This window comes from uncultured Limosilactobacillus sp., from assembly GCF_934202705.1.
GTDB lineage: Bacteria > Bacillota > Bacilli > Lactobacillales > Lactobacillaceae > Limosilactobacillus.
Map to the genome: position 1 here is coordinate 1 of NZ_CAKPYE010000016.1, position 22458 is coordinate 22458.

The 22458-nt window shown below is 39.0% G+C and carries 20 protein-coding genes and 1 pseudogene; 3 read left to right on the forward strand and 18 right to left on the reverse strand.

What is annotated here, in order from left to right:
- Window positions 1-171 precede the first annotated feature (171 nt).
- The 7 genes from Q0C76_RS08665 to Q0C76_RS08695 all read right to left on the reverse strand — a co-directional run bounded on the left by Q0C76_RS08665 (window position 172) and on the right by Q0C76_RS08695 (window position 6146).
- Window positions 172-420 (reverse strand): DUF1797 family protein, encoded by a 249-nt coding sequence (locus Q0C76_RS08665; protein WP_295732067.1) that lies wholly within the window; start codon window positions 418-420, stop codon window positions 172-174.
- Between the two features lie 37 nt (window positions 421-457).
- Window positions 458-1483 (reverse strand): lysylphosphatidylglycerol synthase transmembrane domain-containing protein, encoded by a 1026-nt coding sequence (locus Q0C76_RS08670; protein ID WP_295732070.1) that lies wholly within the window; start codon window positions 1481-1483, stop codon window positions 458-460.
- A 1-nt stretch (window position 1484) separates the two neighbouring features.
- Window positions 1485-2507, reverse strand: coding sequence for a glycosyltransferase family 4 protein (locus Q0C76_RS08675; RefSeq protein WP_295732072.1), 1023 nt, complete (start codon window positions 2505-2507; stop codon window positions 1485-1487).
- Window positions 2507-3721, reverse strand: coding sequence for a glycosyltransferase family 4 protein (locus Q0C76_RS08680; RefSeq protein WP_295732075.1), 1215 nt, complete (start codon window positions 3719-3721; stop codon window positions 2507-2509). The genes Q0C76_RS08675 and Q0C76_RS08680 overlap by 1 nt, the downstream gene beginning before the upstream one ends.
- A gap of 134 nt (window positions 3722-3855) precedes the next feature.
- Entirely contained in the window at window positions 3856-5580 is a 1725-nt protein-coding gene (ptsP, locus tag Q0C76_RS08685; protein WP_295732077.1) for a phosphoenolpyruvate--protein phosphotransferase, read from the reverse strand.
- 2 nt (window positions 5581-5582) lie between these two features.
- Window positions 5583-5849, reverse strand: a complete 267-nt coding sequence (locus tag Q0C76_RS08690; protein ID WP_295732080.1) for a phosphocarrier protein HPr — start codon at window positions 5847-5849, stop codon at window positions 5583-5585.
- Between the two features lie 99 nt (window positions 5850-5948).
- Window positions 5949-6146 (reverse strand): hypothetical protein, encoded by a 198-nt coding sequence (locus Q0C76_RS08695; protein WP_295732083.1) that lies wholly within the window; start codon window positions 6144-6146, stop codon window positions 5949-5951.
- A 264-nt stretch (window positions 6147-6410) separates the two neighbouring features.
- Between Q0C76_RS08695 and Q0C76_RS08700 the strand changes: the two genes are divergently transcribed.
- Window positions 6411-8621, forward strand: a complete 2211-nt coding sequence (locus tag Q0C76_RS08700) for an ATP-dependent Clp protease ATP-binding subunit (protein WP_295732086.1) — start codon at window positions 6411-6413, stop codon at window positions 8619-8621.
- Between the two features lie 49 nt (window positions 8622-8670).
- Here Q0C76_RS08700 and Q0C76_RS08705 read toward each other — a convergent pair whose 3' ends face one another.
- Window positions 8671-9264: an ECF transporter S component gene (locus tag Q0C76_RS08705; protein ID WP_295732114.1), complete on the reverse strand. Its 594-nt coding sequence runs from the start codon at window positions 9262-9264 to the stop codon at window positions 8671-8673.
- Between the two features lie 137 nt (window positions 9265-9401).
- Here Q0C76_RS08705 and Q0C76_RS08710 point away from each other — a divergent pair, with 137 nt between their 5' ends.
- Together Q0C76_RS08710 and proC are read left to right on the forward strand one after the other, a co-directional pair.
- Window positions 9402-10130 carry a MucBP domain-containing protein gene (locus tag Q0C76_RS08710; protein ID WP_295732088.1) on the forward strand — a complete coding sequence of 243 codons (729 nt, stop codon included), beginning with the start codon at window positions 9402-9404 and terminating at the stop codon, window positions 10128-10130.
- A 1-nt stretch (window position 10131) separates the two neighbouring features.
- A complete protein-coding gene (proC, locus tag Q0C76_RS08715) occupies window positions 10132-10896 on the forward strand; it encodes a pyrroline-5-carboxylate reductase (RefSeq protein ID WP_295732090.1) in 765 nt (254 codons plus the stop codon).
- A 60-nt stretch (window positions 10897-10956) separates the two neighbouring features.
- Here the strand turns inward: proC and Q0C76_RS08720 are convergent, their stop codons facing one another.
- The 10 genes and pseudogenes from Q0C76_RS08720 to Q0C76_RS08760 form a co-directional block, all read right to left on the reverse strand.
- Complete coding sequence (locus Q0C76_RS08720; protein ID WP_295732093.1) at window positions 10957-11727, reverse strand: hypothetical protein; 771 nt, start codon at window positions 11725-11727, stop codon at window positions 10957-10959.
- A 185-nt stretch (window positions 11728-11912) separates the two neighbouring features.
- Window positions 11913-12953 (reverse strand): dTDP-glucose 4,6-dehydratase, encoded by a 1041-nt coding sequence (gene rfbB / locus Q0C76_RS08725; RefSeq protein ID WP_295732096.1) that lies wholly within the window; start codon window positions 12951-12953, stop codon window positions 11913-11915.
- 1301 nt (window positions 12954-14254) lie between these two features.
- Window positions 14255-15415, reverse strand: coding sequence for an FRG domain-containing protein (locus Q0C76_RS08730; protein WP_295732099.1), 1161 nt, complete (start codon window positions 15413-15415; stop codon window positions 14255-14257).
- Window positions 15416-16070: 655 nt separating this feature from the next.
- Entirely contained in the window at window positions 16071-16805 is a 735-nt protein-coding gene (locus Q0C76_RS08735; RefSeq protein WP_295732100.1) for an IS30 family transposase, read from the reverse strand.
- Window positions 16780-17046: a transposase gene (locus tag Q0C76_RS08740; RefSeq protein WP_367268469.1), complete on the reverse strand. Its 267-nt coding sequence runs from the start codon at window positions 17044-17046 to the stop codon at window positions 16780-16782. The genes Q0C76_RS08735 and Q0C76_RS08740 overlap by 26 nt, the downstream gene beginning before the upstream one ends.
- 97 nt (window positions 17047-17143) lie before the next feature.
- A complete protein-coding gene (locus Q0C76_RS08745; protein ID WP_295732103.1) occupies window positions 17144-17374 on the reverse strand; it encodes a hypothetical protein in 231 nt (76 codons plus the stop codon).
- Between the two features lie 665 nt (window positions 17375-18039).
- Window positions 18040-18111, reverse strand: a pseudogene (locus Q0C76_RS08945) (BsuBI/PstI family type II restriction endonuclease); the annotation flags it as partial.
- A gap of 201 nt (window positions 18112-18312) precedes the next feature.
- Window positions 18313-19341: an acyltransferase gene (locus Q0C76_RS08750; protein WP_295732106.1), complete on the reverse strand. Its 1029-nt coding sequence runs from the start codon at window positions 19339-19341 to the stop codon at window positions 18313-18315.
- A gap of 9 nt (window positions 19342-19350) precedes the next feature.
- Window positions 19351-21735 (reverse strand): KxYKxGKxW signal peptide domain-containing protein, encoded by a 2385-nt coding sequence (locus Q0C76_RS08755; protein WP_295732108.1) that lies wholly within the window; start codon window positions 21733-21735, stop codon window positions 19351-19353.
- Between the two features lie 21 nt (window positions 21736-21756).
- The coding region (locus Q0C76_RS08760) for a C39 family peptidase (RefSeq protein ID WP_295732111.1) at window positions 21757-22458 on the reverse strand (702 nt) is incomplete at its 5' end.

The following is a 22458-nucleotide window of genomic DNA, read 5'->3' on the forward strand; positions in this document are numbered from 1 at the left end:
TGATTACCGCCGTGACAACGATAATTAATATACCAGCCACCCTAGGTAATTGTCAACAAAACTTTGCAAAGTTTTTCGACTTTTTCCTAAATCTGTACATTCTACTTATGTACACTTCTGAAGTTCGAATTACCCGTGTCAACATCTTCGATTTAGACTACTTTATCCGTCCTAAAATGAGTGTCGGAAATCATAAAGGCAATCATAAATCTCAATGGCGGCTAAATCCAGATTATCAAATACCAATTCATTTTCTGGATCATAACGATTAACAACAAATTCTCCCGCCAGCTGATCATAAATGACTTTGCAAACCGGTACTCCATACTGCTGAAATTCCCGTACTTGCTTTGGAGAAGATTGGTCAACTACCATCGCATCCAAGCGCCGCAGAATCTTTCCTAGATTAGAATTAATCACTACCTTTTCCCTCCTAAATAAAAAGAGTTTAGTCAACCTAAACTCCCATCCGATGTTTAACTTTGTCAGGTTTAACCATTAACGCAAACATGCCAGCAAACATCCCAAAGTAATAAGTGAGGATTCGCCATAGCAACATTGCCAGTACTAATTTACTATGTGAGTTGGTAAAGCTCGTAAATAAGACCGCAAAACTATATTCTGCACCCCCGGTGCCACCTGGAATTGGAAACAGCGAAATGATCATAAAAATCAGTGTGTGCAGACTCATCGCCATAATCAGGCTTACCCCATGCACATTTAGCGACAACAAAATAAAATACGGAATAATATAGTAAGCCAATAACTGCAGAATTGTGACTACTGCGACTTTAATTAACTTACTGTACTCTGACTTCATCTTGATACTTTCTTGATAAAATGAATCAACTTTTTCGTTTAGCGAAGCTTTAATTTCCTGGTACCGCTGTGCCTTCACAAACCAGTGCACTGGCTTAATAACAATGTTCATCAGCCGTTTCGTAAAATTGTACCAATACATTACCATTAGTAAGGCCACAATCACACTCAGGTGAATAACAAAGCCGAAAATTACCAATAGTGACAAAACATGCAGTTTTTCTTCTATGTAGTGAAAGCCAATGAGCAAACTAATAATGAAGTTCACGACAATCATTGACTGGAAAACCACAAACTTCATTAATAGTACCGAGCTGGCAATTCCGCCATCCACGCCAGATTGCAGCATCGCCACCAATTGGGCTGGTTGCCCACCAGTAGAAAACGGTGTGATCCCGTTAAATAATTGTTCGATTAACGGCAAACGAAGTGCATCTTTCCACGTAAAACCCGGATAGCGATCTGCCATAAAAATTTTGACGGTGACCCCCTCAAAAATTAAGTATAAACAAATACAAAGCAGCGCCACCGAGAACCAGCCCCAATTCATCGTCGATAAATCTTGACTAATCTCATGTAAATTAGTATCTCTTAAAGAATATGCAAAGATGCCACATCCTAACAGTAACATTGCCGTTAGCACTAGCCAATTTTTCCTCGACATCCTATTTCTCCTTTGCCTGGTCGCTGTAAAACTGATACCAAATCTTTGCAAGGTGGTCTTTAGAATACCGTTGGGCTGCCTCATGAGCTTTTTTTCGCAACTGAGCCAGTTCAGCAGGATGATCCTTCAGCCAGCGTAGCTTTGTTTGCATTGTATCCACATCTGCTGCTGGTGCATAGTAACCTTCAATAATCGAATGATACAGTGACAGGTCGCGAAGCATCACTGGCGTTCCACAAGAAAACGCTTCTAATACCGACATTGGAAATAGCTCATTATAAGAAGGCAGCAGAAACAAGTCAGCTACATTATTGAGTTCAGCAATTTCCTGGCGACTCACAATTCCAGGAAACCATAGATTTTTTGGCGGATTATCCACAACCCGCTTCAGCTCTTTATAACCGTCCGTCATCGCACCAAACGAAAATCCGCCAGCCCAAATAAACTGAATATCTGGATTTTGTCGGGCCAAACGGATAAAGTCAGGTACGCCTTTGCGCTCTTGAACCTGACCACTCCCCAGGACAACAAATTGATGATCCGGAATGTTAAATTTAGCTCTGAGTTGACGACGGTTCTCCTCACTCACCGGATAAAAATTGTGGGAGTCCACAAAATTTGGAATATACGAAATCTTCGTCCGTGGAATTCCATAGGCAGTTAATTTCGGAATAAACGATGGATTAACTACCACTAAGTGATCCATCCGCTTATAAAACGCAATCACATAGTGGTAGAAAATACTTCGCCACGGTTGTGGAATCTTCAAGCTTCCCTCTAACGTTTCTGGTAAAAAATGAACGTAGCCAATTTTTCGACCACGTTTTTTGGAAAAAGTTGAAAAATAAAAGGGAAGATCAATCGTATGATAGTGACTAATGTCACTGACCCGCCACTTATTAATCTCAATGTCAAAATCATGACTAAATCGCTGCTTAAGCATTTTAACCAACTCAAGGTACGCACTGCCGACCCCTTGGCCCTTTACTTTATCAGCTGACGAATACATTGTGATCTTTAGCATTAGAGTCTCCTTGAATGATGAAATAAGCGCCGTCGCTGCTGTTGTTTCAGAACCTGTTCTTGATCCAAACGGTGCTGACACTCTTCATAAAAGTCAATTACCCGCTTTCCGAACACCTCTGCGGAAATATCATGCAGCTTTTGCTGACGCTTGGTAACGGCTTCTGCTCGCGGGGGATTATTTAAATAATTCAATACCCCTTTCACAAACTCCGCGCGTCGTTGAAAGCTAACGCCAATTCCCGGGTCATCAATTAGTTGATCCGTATATTCACTCCGCCGAACAACAATCGGTAAATCCGAAGCTAATGCCTCATCATACGTTAAGCCCTGCGATTCAGAATCGGACGCTGAGACAAAAACATCCGCCATTTGATAATAATGATGAACTTGGTCATTATTAATTTGGCCCGCAAAAGTAACATGTTTAGCCAGATGCATTTCGCGTACCTGCCGTTCTAATGCCGTCCGTGCCGGACCATCACCAACGATCAGGAGTTGAGCTGTCGGTACCTGTTCGATAATATCTGGCATTGAATTAATCAATTCCTGAATGTTTTTTTCAAACGCCAATCGACTTAATGAAAGCATGACTGGAGTATCAGCCTGAAAACCATACTTCTGCCGAATAGCCAATTTCTGCTCTGCCGTATCGCGAAGTTTATACACGCGCAGATTAACTCCCGTGGGGATTACCCGAATTGGCGATTCAACATGATAGCTTTCTAAAGTATCAAGGACCCGTGCGCTGGGAGCGATCACACCAGACATGTTTTTCAGGTACAGGTGGGCCAAATATGCGACATCCTTAGGTTTTAAGATTCGACCATTCGCAATGTAATGAAGATAGTCCTGGTACATTGTGTGATAGGTATGCAGGCAAGGAATTCCCATTTCTTTCGCCACCATTTTACCCATGACCCCGAGTGAAAACTCAGTTTGATTATGAATAATATCTAGTTGTAACTTGCGTGCAATCCGGAGAGCTTTAAACCAACCGCTAAACGCAATCCGCCGATCCTTAAAGGAAACAAACGGCACACTCGCAAACCGGTAAATGCCATCCTGCGGACTATCTGTCGCCCGCGGATCTGACGAAGTAAAAATATAAACCTGGTGTCCCTGAGCAATGAGCTCATCCCGCAGGGTTTTGATTGAAGTCGCCACGCCGCTTACTTGTGGAAAATATGTATCTGTAAACAGTCCGATTCTCAAACGACATTCTCCTTTTTCAGCGTTAATAACACTTAATGACACATTCTAATCATTTTAAACTCTCTCTGGATTTGTCGCAAGTCAAAACCGCATTAGCGACCTGCTCGTTCACTAATGCGGCTCTTTATTTGTTTCTAATCTGTTTGATAAAGTTCTGGCAAAGAACGCTTAACTAATTGTTCAACCTGATCAGCGTTTGTTAAATCCAACGCTTGATGTAACAGCGGCTGTAACTGGCGGACGGACAAACCGCTAATCAAATGACGTAATGGCAAAATATGATCACCTGGTACCGAAAACTCGTCTAAATCCATTGCTAGTAATAGCGGTTCGGCAACGTGCATTGCTGCCATACTGCCACATAGGCTGACCCATTTGCCTTCATTATGGGCCTGGCGGATCACGTGCAAGACCGACCGCAGCATTGCCGGATGAAGAGTCTGGTATAACGGCGTCACCTTGTCATTAGTCCGATCAGCCGCAAATAAATACTGCGCCAAATCATTGGAACCAATACTAAAGAAATCGGCATATTTGGCAAATTGGTTAATCATCGTGACGGCAGCCGGAGTTTCCACCATCATCCCAACTGGAACGTTGGCCGGAATTTTAACCCCGGTTGCGGTCAATTGCTGACGCTCCTCATCTACCATCGCCCGGGCGGCGCGAAATTCTGCCAATGTGGTTACCATTGGAAACATAATTGCAATTTTTCCATAGGTTGCTGCTCGCAAAAGTGCGCGGACTTGCGGTCGTAATAATTCGGGGTGAGCTAATCCCAACCGAATGCCACGCAAACCAAGTGCTGGGTTATCGCCCTCATCATAATTTGTATTCTGAACTAGCTTGTCACTGCCAATGTCCAATGTCCGAACGACAATCAATCGTTCCGGCATCGCAGTCGCAACTTTTTTATAGATGGCAAATTGCGCATCTTCGCTGGCAAGTTTAGCATCTTCCATCACCATGAATTCGGTCCGAAAGAGTCCAACCCCTTCTGCACCGCTATGCACAATTGAATTGATCTCATCGGGGAGTGACATGTTAGCGGCAATTCGGATTCGCTGACCGTCGGTACTCCGCGTTTCCTGATGCTTTAATTTACCTAACGCCTGGTGCTCACGAGCATACTGACCAGCCATTTTTTGATACTGATCAATTTCTTGCGGAGATGGTTGCAAAATGACCTTCCCATGGATCCCATCAACAATCGCGACCATGTCATTATGGGCATATTTAGTAACATGATGGGTTGCAACCACACTCGGAATCGCCAACTCTTCTGATAACAGTGAAAAGTGCGATGTGGCACCACCTGCATCAGTAACCAGGGCCGCCACTAATTGACGATCCAAGCGGACCACCTGGGTCGGACTGATGGAATGGGCAATCACGACTGCTCGATGATCCAAGTTAGCAACATCCGGAATCGGCTGCTGTAATAACTTACTCAATAACCGTTGGCTCAGGTCGTGAATAACACCAACCCAAAACGGACTACTGACGGCAATCGTCGAGAGTTTTTGCAGCCGTTCTGCTAACCGTTCCACTGTCCACTCCGCTGTCCATTGGTTTTCCATTAGCATGTCGATTGCTAATTGTTGGATCGCACGATCATTTAAAACTGTCTGCAGGGTTTCAATCGTCATAATCGGCCGGCCCAATTCCTGTTCGGCTTGCTGACCAATTTGATTCAAGTCTTGACTAACTAAAGAAAAAGAACCACGAAGCCGCTGTGCTTCATGATTCTCATCATCCGCAACCTCGTGCGGTGCGGTCAGACTGGATGCCCCCATGACATAGACCGGTGCGATGGTAATGCCACCGCCAGCAGCAATGCCGTTGAGTGTCCGGGACATAATTAGTCAGCCAGTCCTTCCTTCTTCATGGTGTCTTCAATTGCAGCAATGGCGTCCTTTTCGTCGTCACCTTCTGCAGAAATTGTTACTTCTGCGTTTTGGCCAACCCCAAGGGACATTACACCCATGATGGACTTCAAGTTAACGCTCTTGCCGTTGTAAGTTAAGGTAATGTCTGAAGTAAACTTAGAAGCAGTTTGAACTAAAATCGTTGCAGGACGTGCGTGGATCCCAGTTTCAGCAGTAACAGTAAAATCACGTTTTTCCATTATAATCATTCTCCTTAGAACAATAATTGTTAAGCAGCACATCAAGCGCTTTACTTTGTTTTATTATAGCGATTGTAAGCGGTAAATACAAGCGAAATATTAAGAGGCACTCTGCTTCTCAATTAAATGATAGTGAATTTCTCCTCCATGTTTGGCATCGCCCTCAATTTGGGAACGGTACTGATAAGTCTGAAAAACATTTTGAAAATCCATAAATTCTTCTGGCTTAATCACCAGTTCTTTAATCGTTCCTGAATGCAGTTCCTCCAATTTTGCTTGGTAGTCATTTTCAGTCACTCTTTCATCCCCTCCACTCGGTTTCTACTATATTATACATGATTCATGCGTCAATTTTAGCAATCATTTCAGAAGAGTGCTAAAATTTATTTAGGGTCTGCACTGTTCAAAACGCGTTCAGCACCGTCATGACAACATTTGTTACCATTTCGGTTAAACAGCGCTAACCCTTGCTTTCTAAAAAAAAGTAAGTATAATGATAACCAATAGTCAAGAAAGGTCAAACTTTTTTGATGATTAAGTTAAGGAGGTATTTTTTCGACAATGTTATGCCAAAACTGTCATAAAAATCCTGCCACCATTCACCTTCAAATGATGGTCAATGGTCAAAAGATGCAGGTGGACCTCTGTCAAAAATGCTATGAACAATTTAACAATCAACAATTAAATATGATGAATGGAGGAAATGGTATGAATAACGGCGGATTTGCCTTTGGCAATATGGATGACTTTATGAAAGCCCTCAATAACATGCAGAGCCAAGCAGCAGCCGGGGCGGCCCAAAACCAGCGCCAAGGTGGTAATGGTCGTGGTGGCAAAGGCGGGATGCTGGCTCAATTTGGGATCAACATGACTGATCTGGCCCGGCAAGGCAAAATTGACCCGGTGATTGGTCGTGATAATGAAATCAAACGGGTCGTGGAAATTCTGAACCGGCGGACAAAGAATAACCCGGTGTTAATCGGTGAAGCTGGGGTTGGTAAGACCGCAGTGGTTGAAGGCTTGGCAACTGCCATCGTTTCCGGTGACGTTCCAGAAAAGCTGCAGAACAAGGAAATCATTCGGCTTGATGTGGTTTCCTTAGTTCAAGGAACAGGGATTCGGGGTCAATTTGAACAACGGATGCAACAACTGATTAAAGAAGTTTCCAAGAACCCCAACATCATTCTCTTCATTGATGAAATTCACGAAATCATGGGCGCTGGCAATGCTGAAGGCGGCATGGATGCCGGCAACGTTTTGAAGCCGGCATTAGCCCGTGGTGACTTCCAATTAATTGGAGCCACGACGTTAAACGAATACCGTAAGATCGAAAAAGATGGCGCCATGGCGCGGCGGTTCCAGCCGGTTCAAGTGGAAGAACCTTCCGTTGATGAAACCATCCAAATCTTAAACGGCATTAAGACCCGCTACCAAGATTATCACCATGTGAAGTACACTGATGATGCGATCGTCGCCGCTGCCAAGTTATCTGATCGGTACATTCAAGATCGCTTCCTTCCGGATAAGGCCATCGATCTGTTAGATGAAGCTGGTTCAAGAAAGAATTTGACGCTGAAGAACGTCGACCCGGCCGCCATTGAAAATGAAATTCACACGGCCGAAGCACACAAGCAACAAGCGGTTGATAATCAAGACTACGAAAAAGCCGCCTTCTACCGTGACCAAGTCACCCGGCTGACGAAAGCCAAAAAGGCTGCGGAAGAAAACAAGGTTGAAGACGAAGCCACGGTGACCGTTAAGGATATGCAAGACATCGTGGAAGAAAAGACCAACATCCCAGTTGGCGACTTGCAAAAGCAAGAAGAAACTCAACTGAAGGATCTTGACAAGAAGCTGGATGAACACGTTATCGGCCAAACGGAAGCCGTAGATAAAATCGCGCGTGCTATCCGGCGGAACCGGATTGGGTTGAACAAATCAGGCCGACCGATTGGTTCCTTCCTCTTTGTTGGGCCAACTGGAGTTGGAAAGACCGAAACAGCTAAGCAATTAGCTCAGCAACTCTTCGGCTCGAAAGACGCGATGATTCGATTTGATATGTCAGAATACATGGACAAAATGTCGACTTCCAAGCTGATTGGTTCTGCGCCTGGCTACGTTGGTTACGAAGAAGCCGGTCAGCTGACCGAACAAGTTCGGCGACACCCTTACAGCTTGATCCTCTTAGATGAAGTGGAAAAGGCGCACCCCGATGTCATGCACATGTTCTTACAAATTCTAGATGATGGTCGCCTAACTGATTCACAAGGCCGAACCGTTTCCTTCAAGGATACGATCATCATTATGACTTCAAATGCTGGATCAGGAGATGCGGTTTCCAGTGTTGGCTTTGGCGCGGAAGCCTCTGGTAATACGACATCGGTTCTCGATAAGTTAACCAACTACTTCAAGCCGGAATTCTTAAACCGGTTTGATGATATCGTGGAATTCAATGCCCTCACCAAGGACGACTTAATGAAGATTGTGAACTTGATGATTAGCGATGTTAACAAGATGCTTGCCGACCGCAACCTTCACATTGACGTGCCAGAAGCCGTTGATGAAAAGCTAGTGGAACTCGGTTACAACCCGAAGATGGGCGCACGACCACTGCGTCGAGTGATTCAAGAACAAATCGAAGACCGGATTGCCGACTTTGTGCTTGATAACAGCAGTGCCCACAACTTGGTTGCTAAAATGGATGGTGACCAGATTACGGTAGTTGCTAAAGCTGATGACCAACCCCAAGTAACAGCTGAAAATAATAATTAATCAAACAATTGGACCATAAAAGGGCTAGTTTCCTCGAGCAAATAGAAAACTAGCCCTTTCTTTGTAGATGTTTTAGTAATGGCAATGCAATCAGCGGTGTCACTATCGCCGTAATGATAAGTTCAACGACCCCGTTGGTAGCCAGGATCACCGTCAATGCATTCAGCAAATTTCCTGGTTGGACATGATAGCCGGCGGCCACTGCTGGCGTGTTGGCAAATAGATAAATGCCCCCTAATACCAATAGAGAATTCGTTAACGATGCTAAAACTCCGGCGACCACAGCAGCAGCTCGCGCATTTTTTCGTCGGTAAAGTTTAAATGCATACCCCGCTACAATTCCCACCATGATCCGAGGCAGCACCGCAATCACTGGATTCGTAAAAATCAACGGTGCGAGTGGACTACTTGGATAAACCAAGGCGCGTCCCCAGGTTAAAATCCCCCAAGCACTACCGATAATGGCCCCATCGAAGGGGCCAAACAGGATTGCAACTACCGCCACGGTAATGGGCAACGTAGTGATCGATAATGGACCAATTGGTAAATTACCAATCAATGGCAACAGATCTTGAATGATAACTAAAACGATTAATAAGGTTCGGCGCGTCATCTGATGGATTTGTTGGCGTTGATGATTCATCATGCTCTCCTTAAAATTTGATGGAAAAATTATAGCATATTCCTATACTTATTTTAAGAATGTTAAGATCACGCTCGCACTACATCTAAACGCGGTATACTAAAATTAATAAACAAAAAATAATGGAGTTGACACTCATGAAACCTTTAAAAACTGGTCGCCCAATTTGGGTTTATTACCAAGATATTGATTCGGGAGCAAACGTCGCCATTCCCCAGCTAGTGCGGGGATATGAAAATGATGGTTACACCATTGTCAAAAAAACGATCCCCCAATATAAGCTCATTAAAACTGCCGGTAAAACGACTGGTTACTTTGACGGTAGCCAGGAAAATGTGCATTTCTATTACCGCAAAAAGAGTTGGGGCGAAATCGAAGATATTGATATGTATCTGTACTTACAACAAACGACTCCACAATACGATCAAGTGGATGGGATGCAAGTTGATCAACCGCTGCCGGGCGATCTGTACGTTCGGTCGTTTAAACGGGTGGCGACCACCAACGGCGAGTTTTGGTATGAAATCAACGCGGATCGATGGATCAAATTTGATGTTAATAACATGCAAATCATTCACCACGATCCCTTTGCTAAAGAACCGCCCGTTAAAGATGGACCCGTAGCTGACCTGCGAGTGCTACCGCTCAATAAAGTTCCAGCGACCGTTGATTATCTCAAAGGCGGCCACTTGTATACCTATGATTACCCCTATGGTCAATCTACTGGAACCGTTGCTAACGGGCAAGATCTCGTGCTGATTGGCCGTCTGGAAGACGAAAATGGGGTTACCTGGTATCAAGATGAAAAACGTGGCTTCATCAACGGAGCCTATGTGCACTTAGTACAATCAGATGAGGATGAATAAGATGAAAATTGGTGTAATTGGTGCTGGTCAGATGGGTTCGGCCATGATTGATGGCTGGCAAAAAGCTGGTCAAACTGAGCTAGCGGTGATGAATCCGGAAAATCCCCGCGTCACGAAATTTTGTGAAGCACGGCAACTGCCCCTTTTCCATAAAGCTGCAGAAATGATTGATTGGCACCCGACGGCTTTGGTGTTCACGACACCGGCCCCGTTAACCATTCAAATCGTGAAAAGTTTTGCAAAGATCGCTAAGGAAGTGGTAATGGTCTCCGCAGCTGCCGGGATTTCGTTGGCGGACTTGGAAACTGCCTTGCCCCACCATAGATGGTTGCGGATCATTCCAAACATCCCAGTGGCGGTCAACGCCGGCACAATCGGCTTAACGGCTAGCCAAGATACTGAAAATGCCAATCAAGTGGTCACGGCCCTTCAACAATTAGGTAAAGTGATCTCGGTTCAGGAAGCGCAATTAAACATTGTTGGCACGATTGGCGGCTGTGGTCCGGCGTTTATTGACTTCATCATGGATGCTTTAGGTGACGCCGCGGTGAAGCACGGCCTTGACCGGAAAACCGCCTACCAACTAGCCGCCAGTATGGTAACCGGTTCAGGTAAATTAGCCCTTACCACGGGTCTCGATCCTGCTGAACTCCGTGATCAGGTGACTTCCCCTGGTGGCACCACCATCCGTGGTGTTCAAGCATTAGAAAAACATGGCGTCCGTTATGCCATGATGGATGCGGTTGATAAATCAAGTGCAAATTAAAAAGGATCTCTTCGGTTTTTATTCCGAAGGGATTCTTTTCGTATCTACCCAGTAAATTGATTACTCCCGACCAGCATTATTTGCTCCCGCTTGCTGAGCAGGCGTAGGGCTTGGCTGGTTAGCTGGTGGAGTTGGTCGGTTGGTTGAATAGCTATTAGTCCGACCAGCGTAAGACCGACCACCTGAATATGATCGGTTTGCCACAGAATTAGAATTTTGATTTACGGTATTATTAACAGGACGACTACTATTTGAAGAACTAACACTACTGCTACTAGACGAACTGCTTACGCTTGAATTAGCTGACAGTTTGATAACATGATCTTTAACCACCAATTTCTTAGTAACTTTATGACTACCACGTTCAGCAATAATGTCATACGTGCCAGCTTCATCAAAAGTATAATGAAATTTAACTTGGCTCTTCCCTTCTTTAGCAGCAAACTTTTTATACACTGTCTTACTATAGTGACCAACAATTTTTAGACGAGTATTAGGTGACACCTCAAACGTTACACGTCGCTGACCTTCCTTATTTAAAGCCACTTGATCTTTAAATTTAAGTTCAACTTGGTCAGAATGATTATCTTTAGTTACTTTAGTAACTTTTTTCAATTTATGAGTAGCTGCCTGACTATCTTTAAATGATAGGTAACCACCGCCGCCAAAACCGACTAAAATAATAATAACTAATAGCCAGTTAAGAAAAATTCGACCACGTCCCACTACTGCACGCCCTTGCTTAAGACGATGGATCTGAATGAAAAATTGCAGAAGTAGTAGGATTGTTGCTACTACGCCACTTAACTGAAGAATTTTTTGTAAATTCATGTTGTAATCTTTTTAATTGACTAATAATGATCAAAGTTGGTTGTACACGCAATTTTATCATTTTAATATCCCTGAATTAGTCAATTACTCCTCCCATATTCATAAAACTTTTCAATAGTATTTTAGCATATCTAATAGCTCTTCTATATTGTCCTTTTAGACCATGATTTGGATATAAAAACAATTCATTTACTATTTCTGGCATATTTAGCTTCCACAGCAGCCTTTTCATCTTTCCACCAATCTTGATGTTCGGTATACCAGTCAATCGTATATTGCAAACCAGCCCGGAAATCCGTGAATTCTGGTTGCCAACCTAACTCTGTTCGGAGCTTGGTAGCGTCAATGGCGTAACGCAGGTCATGCCCTGGACGATCCTTAACATGGTCATAGGCATCCTTGGGTTGACCCATTAATTCAAGAATCATTTCCAGAACTTCCTTGTTGTTCTTTTCACCATTGGCGCCGATCAAATAAGTTTCACCAATTTTACCCTTAGTTAAAATATCCCAAACGGCCCGCGAATGATCGTTGGTATGAATCCAGTCACGAACATTCTTTCCAGAACCATATAACTTTGGCCGAATTTCACTCAGAATATTCGTAATCTGTCGCGGGATGAACTTTTCAATGTGTTGGTATGGTCCATAGTTGTTCGAGCAGTTAGAAATTGTTGCCCGCAATCCAAATGACCGCACCCATGCACGAACTAATAAGTCGGAACTAGCTTTCGATGATGAATAAGGACTGGATGGTCGATACGGTGAATCCGGTGTAAACTTCTCACCCTTACCTTCACCATGTTCTGGCAAGTCTTCCCGTAGTGGAAGATCACCGTAAACTTCATCAGTAGAAATATGATGATATCGCACATCATACTTCCGACAAGCGTTAATTAATTCAAAAGTCCCTTCAATGTTGGTTTTAATAAATAGGGTTGGATCAATCAACGAGTTATCATTATGGCTTTCCGCAGCGTAATGAATTACAGCATCCGTCTTGCTCACCAGCTTATCAACTAAATTCCGATCACAGATGTCACCAACTACTAATTCAACTTTATCCTTTGGTAGTCCAGCTAAATTAGCCGGATTACCAGCATAAGTTAGCTTATCGAGAACCGTAATGTGTTCCACTTCAGGATGGTATTTAACAACGTAATGGATGAAGTTGGAACCAATAAAACCAGCCCCACCTGTGACAATAATATTTTTAAATTTCTTCATGACTTTACTCCTCATGAATACATTAATAACTTATTTATTTTATTTAAGCTTTCAATAAAGTGACTTTTAAATATTTTTTGTTATTATTAACAATTAAAACTATTTAGTCTTATAATTATATTGATGTTTAGACAACGAGATTAGACGGAGATACGAAAATGGTTAATACTGTTATTGCTATTTTTTCTTTAATTATTTCTATTTCGTTTTTTTCCATACATGGCACCGTGACATTAAAGAAAGAGATCCTGAGCTAACATTTTACCTAACGCAAAGATCTGATGATAATGGAAAACCAGATGGTTATAGAATAATAGCCGAGATAATTCTATTATTTTACGAAATATGGAATTTTATGGTGACACATTTAATGAGACTTGTTTTAATTTACCATATGCAAGAAACTGTAATTTTAGATCTGATACCGTTCTATCTCCTCATTCTAGTACTATTTTATGTGAATTCACACGAGATCTTAGGCAGTATATTAAGCAAATTAATGAGTTTTCTTGAAAAATACATGATATTACCACTGTTAATAATCCTCTTGAATATAAAATAACACTGAAAACATTAGGTTCTAATAATAATCACCATCTAGAAATCGAACAAAGGATCACTACATCTAAATTAAGGATTCTAGCTTTCCATTGGGTGAATTGGGGAATTTAAAGAATTTACTATCCTTAGCAAATTAAACGACTTATTTGGAATAAAATAAATTTAATAGTTATACCAGTGACAATACTGGCCTTAATATTTTGGGAAATTATAAAAAATATCATTAATTTTAATGTTTGGGTCTTCAATTTCTAGTAAAGAACGAATAGAATCATTAGTCAGGGTCATATTGATTTTCTTTCTTTAATTATGGTGATTTATAGATGGGATTAGGTCAATTATGACCTCTTTTTTATTATAAAAAGAGGAAAAAATCCCATTAAGAAATTACCGAAGGTAATTTATCAACAGGATTTATTGTAGAGCCTCATTTACTTGCCAGAATTAACCTTCGAATGATGAAAACAAAAAGACAGTACCAAGTTTAAAAACTTAGTACTGTCTGGATTAGCCTGCATCAACAGGATTTGACACAGAGCCTTTTTATATTATCAGTGTAATTAGTGTATTACTAACAATTATGAATTTAGTTGTTTGAGTCTTATATTGATTAAATATCTAAAGGTAAAAGTGTTCTTGCACTATAGCCTTGTCTCTAGGTATTCTTGAAAAAATTTATTAATTGCATTTAGAATAAACTCTTAATATTATAAATCAAATTTAGTATTTCATAAAATGGTTCATTTTGTATTATATTCATTACTTATTTCATTCGCAACTACAGAATAATCATCCGGGTATACAAACGACCTCTTTATCCCATATTCATATAAATCGTGATGTATATTGTTTTTGTTATTTTTAGGAATTTTTATGATAAGTCGTTTTTTATTTTGATAATACGCTAACATATTAATGCGACTTTGCACTATTTTTGTATATTCATAAAAATTCTGCGATTGTTCTTTACATATAAAGGGTACCACTATAAAATTCCCTTGTTGATTACGCAAGCGGTCATCTATTACTTTAGGCCTAAATATTTTAGGAACGTATAATTCAATAGGATTAATTCTACTAAAATGATACCCATCTTTTATCAGTTCATCAAAAATGTCATTTGAAAAATGAACATTACCTTTATTTGGCGTAAAGTCATCTTCATACATGCTATATAATACTTTTTTTGAATCTAAAAATGCATGAAGTGTCCCATCCTCATATCTTAAAAGCCAATTACTTACAAATGGATTCTTTTTATCACTACCATCTAGATGAAATTCACTTAAATCATTACAAAAATTTTCTACAGATTTCATAAAATTATCAAATCTCATTTGATCATTTTGTGTTCCATGTGTGCCTTTAACTTTTACCATAGTCGCTTCTAGTTCAACTTCATCGCTATAAAAGCCCTTATCAAATAAGTTAAATGTTGAACTAGTAGAATCTTGGGCAAATTCTAGTTCTTTAATTAAGCCTTGTAGACCATCACTAGCCAATGCAACCTCAATTCCAAATTTTGTTGGAGTGTTAGTAAATATGTAAACATATCCATCATCATTGTCTTCGTTCTCTGTTGCAAAAAATAATGCTACTAGTGGATTTTCAGATACATCTAATAATCTTGTTGGTAACTGATGATGTTGCATTTTTAGTAATCTATCTGCATTATTTGAACAGTTATTAAACAGATCCCCTCTTCTCGCTATAAACTGATTAAACATATTGCCCTCATTACGTAAAAGTCGCTCATTTCTTATAGCTCCTGGCATATTCGTTTGATACCACTTATTTTCGCCTCTATAAAAGAGTGTTCGAGCCCCAGCTTTAATTTTTAAATCATCAAGTCTATTAATAAATTCAGATAAGCTTGTTATTGTAATAAATTCACATGACATTATTACTCCCGAGCCCCCCTATTCAGTCACTAAATTTCTAAAACTACAAAATCAAACTTCGCAAATTTTAGTGTGTTTTTTGTACAAACATCACTCGTCAATTACGGAAATCCCTGTAGTCAGGTTATCCTCACTTTTTTTAGTAAAATTATTCTATAAGATAAATAACTTTCAATCAACTTAAACATTTAGTAATCTCTGGACAAATGCTTTATATAGATAAATAACTATCTAATACTAATTGGTGATACTCACTAATATTGGTTATCGTTAATAATAATACCTTTTCCCGACCCTAATAATTATAATAGATAAAACAGCAAAGATACATGAGTTAAAAGTAGATATCTCTATATAACGTTTTTAAGTAAGCTAAAAGAGTGACCAATATCATACGTATCTACAGTTTTCTCCAAAGTGGTAACAAATTCATTAATGGAAAACATATGTTTCCATACTTTTGAATAAAAATTAAAGTTACATTTTTAAGATTACCCAAATAATTCCAAAAATTATACTACCTAAAATAGAATTTTTCATTATTCTAGTAATAATTTTTTGTACTATCCTTAGTTACACATGTTGTTCGTCATTATTAGATTCATTGACCGACTTTATAATATGTAATAACCACTCAGTTATGTATGACGAATTGTCAAACTAAGTGCAACGGTTCTTCAAAAAACACCTCAAATGGAGTTTCATAGTTTAATATTTTTCGTGGACGTCGATTTAGTTGATCCTGACAGAAGTCGACGTCCTTTTCTGTGTAATTGTCAATATCAGTTCTTTTTGGGAAATATTCCCTAATCAAGCCATTAGTATTTTCATTGGTGCCACGTTGTTCTGGTGAGTATGGGTCTGGCCAATAGATAGTTACTCCTAAGCGTTCTTGAACTTCGTCCAAGCTAAGGAATTCTCGACCGTGATCCGGAGTTAGGAAATGTACGAATTCTTTTAGAATAGAGCCTAGGAGGTCAATTAATCCTTGGTTAACGTCATCGGCTTCCTTGTGATCTATCCTTTTGATCAAGGCCAACCTGCTGAAACGATCAACCACGGTTAAAAGCACCGCATGTCCGGTTTTTCCCATTACGGTATCAATCTCCCAATCACCAATGCGTTGACGATCATTAATAAACTTAGGACGCTCATGAATGGAAAGATAGTTAGTCTGTAATACTCGATGTTTTCTCGTGTTTTTGGGATGGCGTGTGTGATGCTTATGTCTTAAATGTTTTTGAACACCGGTGTCACCATGTGATGAATATTGCTCACCCAAATTATGCTTATAAATGTGACGATAGATCGTATTATAACTTACACACCATTGACCTTCTTTTTTAAATTGCGAAGCGATTTGTTCAGGAGACCAATGGAATTTCAGCAATTTTATGACATAACTGAGGATGAAGGCCTAATAACAGAGGTTTATGACAGTTTTGCCGCTTTTTGTGGTAGTCATGTTCAGCTCTACAAGCTGAATAATTTCCGGAACAGCGTTTCAATTCTCGAGAAATAGTACTAGGACAGCGTCCCAAGCGAAGCGCAATTGCCCGAATGGAAAGTCCGTTAGCTTTCAAACACATAAGTATTTCTCGTTCTTTTATAGTAAGATGGATATAGCTCATAATGGGGCACCTCGAATTGTTTGATTTGGTTGTTAAACTAATTCTACCCCGCTATGGGTTATTTTTTTAATTTGTGTTGCACTTGAATTGTAAATTCTCAATATAAAGAATTGAAGTTATTACTTACAATTTTTAATTTATTCTTATTTCCGTATACACTTATTACTATAGGAATTGTTACAGTAATAGTAGCCATACAAATACCTTTTATATCAATTGTATATTCTTTTTCAAAGTTAAATACAGCTAATAATATACTATTTAATAATAGTAAAACACCTGACTGTACTTCAATCACCTTATCTTTTTTATCAACATATTGTTTCATTCTAAATTTCACTTCTCACCTTATTTTTCTCCTTAACACATTTTAACACGCAACCAGCTTTACTATATTAACGAATCCAGCCTTTTCGCTACTCAAAAATCATCTAACAACATCTGCCCATGTTAACAAACATGTTAAAATAGCTCCACTTAAGCAACGAAAAAAGCCTGCATCAACAACGATCATCGCTGGTGATACAGGCTTTCATGTTCTTTGTAGCGCTCATTAAAGTCACTTTTTTAGGTTAGTTCAACCTCTGGTAATTATCTATAGTAAGTATTATGAGTTTCATTAGGCAAATTGCTACTAATATTTAGTTTCATCGTTTTTACATTTTCTGCTCAATTCATTCGAAAAGATGTTTCATAACAATTCTCTTGTGAGAATCTAGTTTCAGAATTTCGTTTTTTTCCAAGAAGTTCAATCTGTTCTTAAAAATCACACTTTAGTACATGAACCATTTGGCTTCTTTTGGTAAATACAAAATATAGCGCTCTAACTTATTCAATTTTAGTTTTGTCCATATTGGAATATGTTATTTGTGCACTACACACTTTTCAAGGCAAATGAGTTTTATTTTATAACTATCATTTAACATGCCATTAACCATAAGTCATTGTCTTTTACGGCATCAATACATTCCACAATTTTAAGACAACAAGCAATTAACCATAATGAATCATATGATGTGGAAAATTCGCTATCCATATTTCTGTTTCCCATGTAATCTTGCTAACAAACTTTTTGTAGAAACTTTAGAAATATTTATTATTGCTACTTAAATAACCTTTTCAAATTGACCCATAAGTACTGATTGACCGAAAAAAGAAGGTATCTATCAGTACCGAATATAATATTGCCTAACTATCAAACCATATAACACGACTTTACCATTAAACTAGGTCAACTGCGTTGAACAAAATTCTTTTAAATGATCTTTATGGCAACACATCTCGGATAATCTTAACCTTCCGAACAAAATAAATTAATGGTGTACCTATTAAATAAACAACTACAGGCATTACAAATATATAGACTAAGCTTGTCATCTTTAAATCGAATACTGTTATAAATACTTTATAAAACAACACATGTAGAATATACATTCCTAAACTAGATGACGATGCCATCATAAATATTCTATTAGCTTTTTCATTGTTATTACGGTTTTCACATAATCTTTTAATAAAGATAAACAAGGCAACCGAGTATAACATCGGTCCAATGGAAGCTACTAAAACAAATTTACCAACCGTCAAGTCATTAAATATAGACATAAATAATGTGATAAATCCAACTGTCATTAAACAATTTTCTTGTTTTTTTGAAAAATAGTTTTCCTGAATTAAATATCCAAGGATTGAGTACCCTATAAATTCCAAGAGTGAAAATTGAAAATACTCATTGTGAATTTTAATTCCCATTAAATTTCCAAACCAGGAAGCAAAATCTTTGGTTAGAAATGACATTACAGAAATTCCAAATAAATAATTTTTGTGCTTTTCTGAAGCTAACGAAACTATCGGTAGAGCTATATAGATAACAATTATCACATAGAAAAACCAGAAAATATTATTAATATTGTTATTACAAAATGACATAATAAAATCTCGAATTCCTGGATGGGCGTGATAAATCGGTCCAGGGAATGCTGTCCATTTCATATCATATAGATAGTATAAGACACTCCAAAACAAGAATGGAATCACTACTCGTTTAACTCGCTTTATCATAAACACTCTTGTTGTTTGATGCTTGCGATAATTTAACAACATTGCCCCTGAATTCATAAAGAAAATATATACCGCAGGGATAAAGATACTTTGCAGAACATTACCTAATATTGTGATAGGCATACCTATTTTGCCAAAATGTGCAATTTGTGAAGAGTGCAACATTAAAACAGAAAAGATAGCTAAACAATTCAAAACGTCAATATAAAGAAGTCGTCCCTTTTTTTCTACCATCTAATTCTCCTATCCTTGTAGGACACCCTTTGTAGCTCTTGCTAATCTTTGAATTACATTAATTGCCGACTGAAAACCTGGTTGGCCATCCGTATATACAGCAATTGTGTATCCTGACCAATTACCACCTGGAATAAAGCCAATACTATTAATGTACATATATCCATAAGGTATCCAACCATTTTTAATGTAAAAATCACTGCTTCCAGCTGAAATTCCCCAATTTTGTCCAGCAGAAACATTATGCATTTGGTATTTATTATAATTTTTCGAATTATTATCAAGATAGTTTGTAGAATTACTTAAATAAATTGTGTCAAGCAACTTTAACTGATCCTCAGGTGTCGTTAATGTGCTTCCCCATGTAGATGTTGTTCCAGTAGAATTCATACCAAGTGCTCGATACAAATTACTCATTCCCTGGACTCCACCTAAATAGTTATTGCAGATTGAAGTAGTTGCATTATTGTCACTGTATCGGATCATCTGAGTGGCTAACCAATTCATATTACCATCTAAGTTTCCGTTTGTTCGGTGTAGCAGTTCTGATAAAACTGCAACTTTTACGGTACTTGCTGTTAGCCAACGGTAACCTGGAGCATTAGTATATGAATACGTTTTACCTGTGAATTGAGAGTGGATTGCAATTCCAATATGACCCGGTTGACCATTAATAATACTTGACCATACATTTTGTAATTTATTTCCATAATTATCCTGTCCAATACCATTTTTATCAAAATAAATATTATTAATCCATCTATTTTTGACAACTTGATATGAACTAGGATCAAAATAGAATAAATTTCCTTGCCAATTATAAGGTCCCGATACAATCTTTCCATCATCACCAAACATATACCATTGGCCCCATTGTGATTGGACATAGTTGTTTTTAACAAGCCGATATGTTGTTGGGTCAAAATAGTAGTATGTTCCTTGCCATTTTTGAACACCAGTTAAGGCACGTCCATCGGAACCTAACAAGTATCCACGATCACTACCAGATGGTACACAATATGAATTCTTAACCATTAAATAACTACTTGGATCAAAGAAATATAATGACCCTTGCCACTTATATGGTCCAGTTACAATCTTTCCATTGTTGCCAAACATATACCACAATCCCCATTGAGACTGTACATATTTATTTCGAACTAATTTCTTTGTGGCTGGATCAAAGTAGTAGTACGTTCCTTGCCACTTTTGGACTCCTGACTGAGCCATTCCGTCATTACCAAATAAATAACCGTCTTGTTCATCCGGCATCACAATATACTGATTCTTTACTAACAAGTAATCCGAAAGATCAAAATAGTATAAAGATCCCTGCCAATGCTGTAATCCTGTTAATGCTTTACCATCTTTTCCCAATAGGTATCCACGATCACTACCAGATGGTACACGATACGAATTCTTAACCATTAAATAACTACTTGGATCAAAATAGTACAATGCTCCATTCAGCATATGTGATCCAGTCACAATTTTACCGTTTTCACCAAACATGTACCACAATCCCCATTGGGATTGAACATATTGATTCCGCACTAATTTCTTGGTTTCTGGATCAAAGTAGTAATATGTTCCTTGCCATCTTTGAACTCCTGCTAATGCTTTGCCATCTTTTCCGAGCAGATAGCCATTTTTTTCACCTGTTGGAACAATATAAGTGTTGCGTTCTTGTAAGTAGGTAACCGGGTTGAAATAATAAATATCTCCATTAGCTGCCTTATACAGGCCACTTACAACGCGCCCCTGGTTATCAATTTGATATTCATTTCCCCATTCATTAAATTTTTGATTCTTAACTAAACGATACGTTTTGTAATCAAACGCATAAAAGGTTCCTTGCCATTTTTGAATTCCATTTAGCGCTGCGCCTTCTTTATTAGTTAAATATCCTGTATTATTACCAGATGGATCCACATAAGTGTCCTTAACCAACTGATAAGAAGTAGGATCAAAATACCAATGCGTTCCTTGCCATTCTTGAAGGCCTGACTGAGCTACTCCATCTTGCATTAGGTAATAGCTAGTCCCAGTTTCCTGATTCATTGTTGGCAATTGAATATAGTTTCTTCCTTGAGATAACTTGCCATCAACGTAGTATGCTTGCTGACCATTTGCTGTTTCAACCCATCCATTCTTAGCAGAAACTTGGCCATTGATTTGATTAGCTTGATCATTCGAATTAATAGTTTGATTAACAATCTGATTAGCATTGCCTTTAACATTAAGCACTCGCTGATCAGTGGGCAGCTCAGTTTGAGAAATTGAATTATCCGCCATTGCATTCATCTGTCCGGCACCAATTCCAAACGCAATAGTAGCAATTAACATACAACACCATTTTTTGCCGCTTTTGTATAATTTATAATGTTTCTTCATATTATCCTCCCAGACTATTTCCTAATAACTTAATGCTCCCCTAGTTGCTGGATCATCACGCCAATTCCAATCAAATGTTGAAAATGACATAAAGGCATTCTTCTGTCCTGTCCAAGGATCATTATAATAAAAACCATTGCTATCGTAGCCTGTTAGCGTAATTGCATGAGTCCCAAAGCCATGCATATGAGCTTGCCATACAACTACTAAATGCTGATTTATTAACTTATTTTTTATAGACTCGATGCTCCATCCAGACATATTTAAACTATGACCTAGATATTTAGCAACAACTGATGAAATTCCACCGGGAGCCACCCAAAGTCCATACCCAACATTACTATATGGGTTTCCCACAAAACCACAATAAGGATTATTGCTTCTTGGAGTTTGATTAGCTACTTGTTCTTTACTGACGTTAATGCCAGCATACTGGAGCATCATTGTGACAGCAGTCATTTCACAACCAGTTGGTAACTGAGGTAATTGTGATAAAGCAACTGCATTGTTTAAAACACTCACTATGGCGCCATTATTATCTATTGAATACCGTGCATTACCCAAATTAACCGTTTGACCTTTAACCACTTGATAGCTGATTGGATCAAAATAGTACCAAGTACCACACCACTGATACAATCCACTGACGATCTTTCCATCATCACCAAACATGTACCATTGTCCCCACTGGGATTGAACATAATTATTCTTAACCAATTGGTA

Coding starts and splice junctions, on each gene's coding strand:
- Q0C76_RS08745 (WP_295732103.1), bottom strand. CDS start 17,374: ATGAAACAATATGTTGATAAAAAAGATAAGGTGATTGAAGTACAGTCA.
- Q0C76_RS08675 (WP_295732072.1), bottom strand. CDS start 2,507: ATGCTAAAGATCACAATGTATTCGTCAGCTGATAAAGTAAAGGGCCAA.
- Q0C76_RS08700 (WP_295732086.1), top strand. CDS start 6,411: ATGTTATGCCAAAACTGTCATAAAAATCCTGCCACCATTCACCTTCAA.
- Q0C76_RS08720 (WP_295732093.1), bottom strand. CDS start 11,727: ATGAATTTACAAAAAATTCTTCAGTTAAGTGGCGTAGTAGCAACAATC.
- Q0C76_RS08730 (WP_295732099.1), bottom strand. CDS start 15,415: ATGTCATGTGAATTTATTACAATAACAAGCTTATCTGAATTTATTAAT.
- ptsP (WP_295732077.1), bottom strand. CDS start 5,580: ATGTCCCGGACACTCAACGGCATTGCTGCTGGCGGTGGCATTACCATC.
- Q0C76_RS08740 (WP_367268469.1), bottom strand. CDS start 17,046: ATGAGCTATATCCATCTTACTATAAAAGAACGAGAAATACTTATGTGT.
- Q0C76_RS08670 (WP_295732070.1), bottom strand. CDS start 1,483: ATGTCGAGGAAAAATTGGCTAGTGCTAACGGCAATGTTACTGTTAGGA.
- proC (WP_295732090.1), top strand. CDS start 10,132: ATGAAAATTGGTGTAATTGGTGCTGGTCAGATGGGTTCGGCCATGATT.
- Q0C76_RS08755 (WP_295732108.1), bottom strand. CDS start 21,735: ATGAAGAAACATTATAAATTATACAAAAGCGGCAAAAAATGGTGTTGT.
- Q0C76_RS08705 (WP_295732114.1), bottom strand. CDS start 9,264: ATGAATCATCAACGCCAACAAATCCATCAGATGACGCGCCGAACCTTA.
- rfbB (WP_295732096.1), bottom strand. CDS start 12,953: ATGAAGAAATTTAAAAATATTATTGTCACAGGTGGGGCTGGTTTTATT.
- Q0C76_RS08710 (WP_295732088.1), top strand. CDS start 9,402: ATGAAACCTTTAAAAACTGGTCGCCCAATTTGGGTTTATTACCAAGAT.
- Q0C76_RS08690 (WP_295732080.1), bottom strand. CDS start 5,849: ATGGAAAAACGTGATTTTACTGTTACTGCTGAAACTGGGATCCACGCA.
- Q0C76_RS08750 (WP_295732106.1), bottom strand. CDS start 19,341: ATGGTAGAAAAAAAGGGACGACTTCTTTATATTGACGTTTTGAATTGT.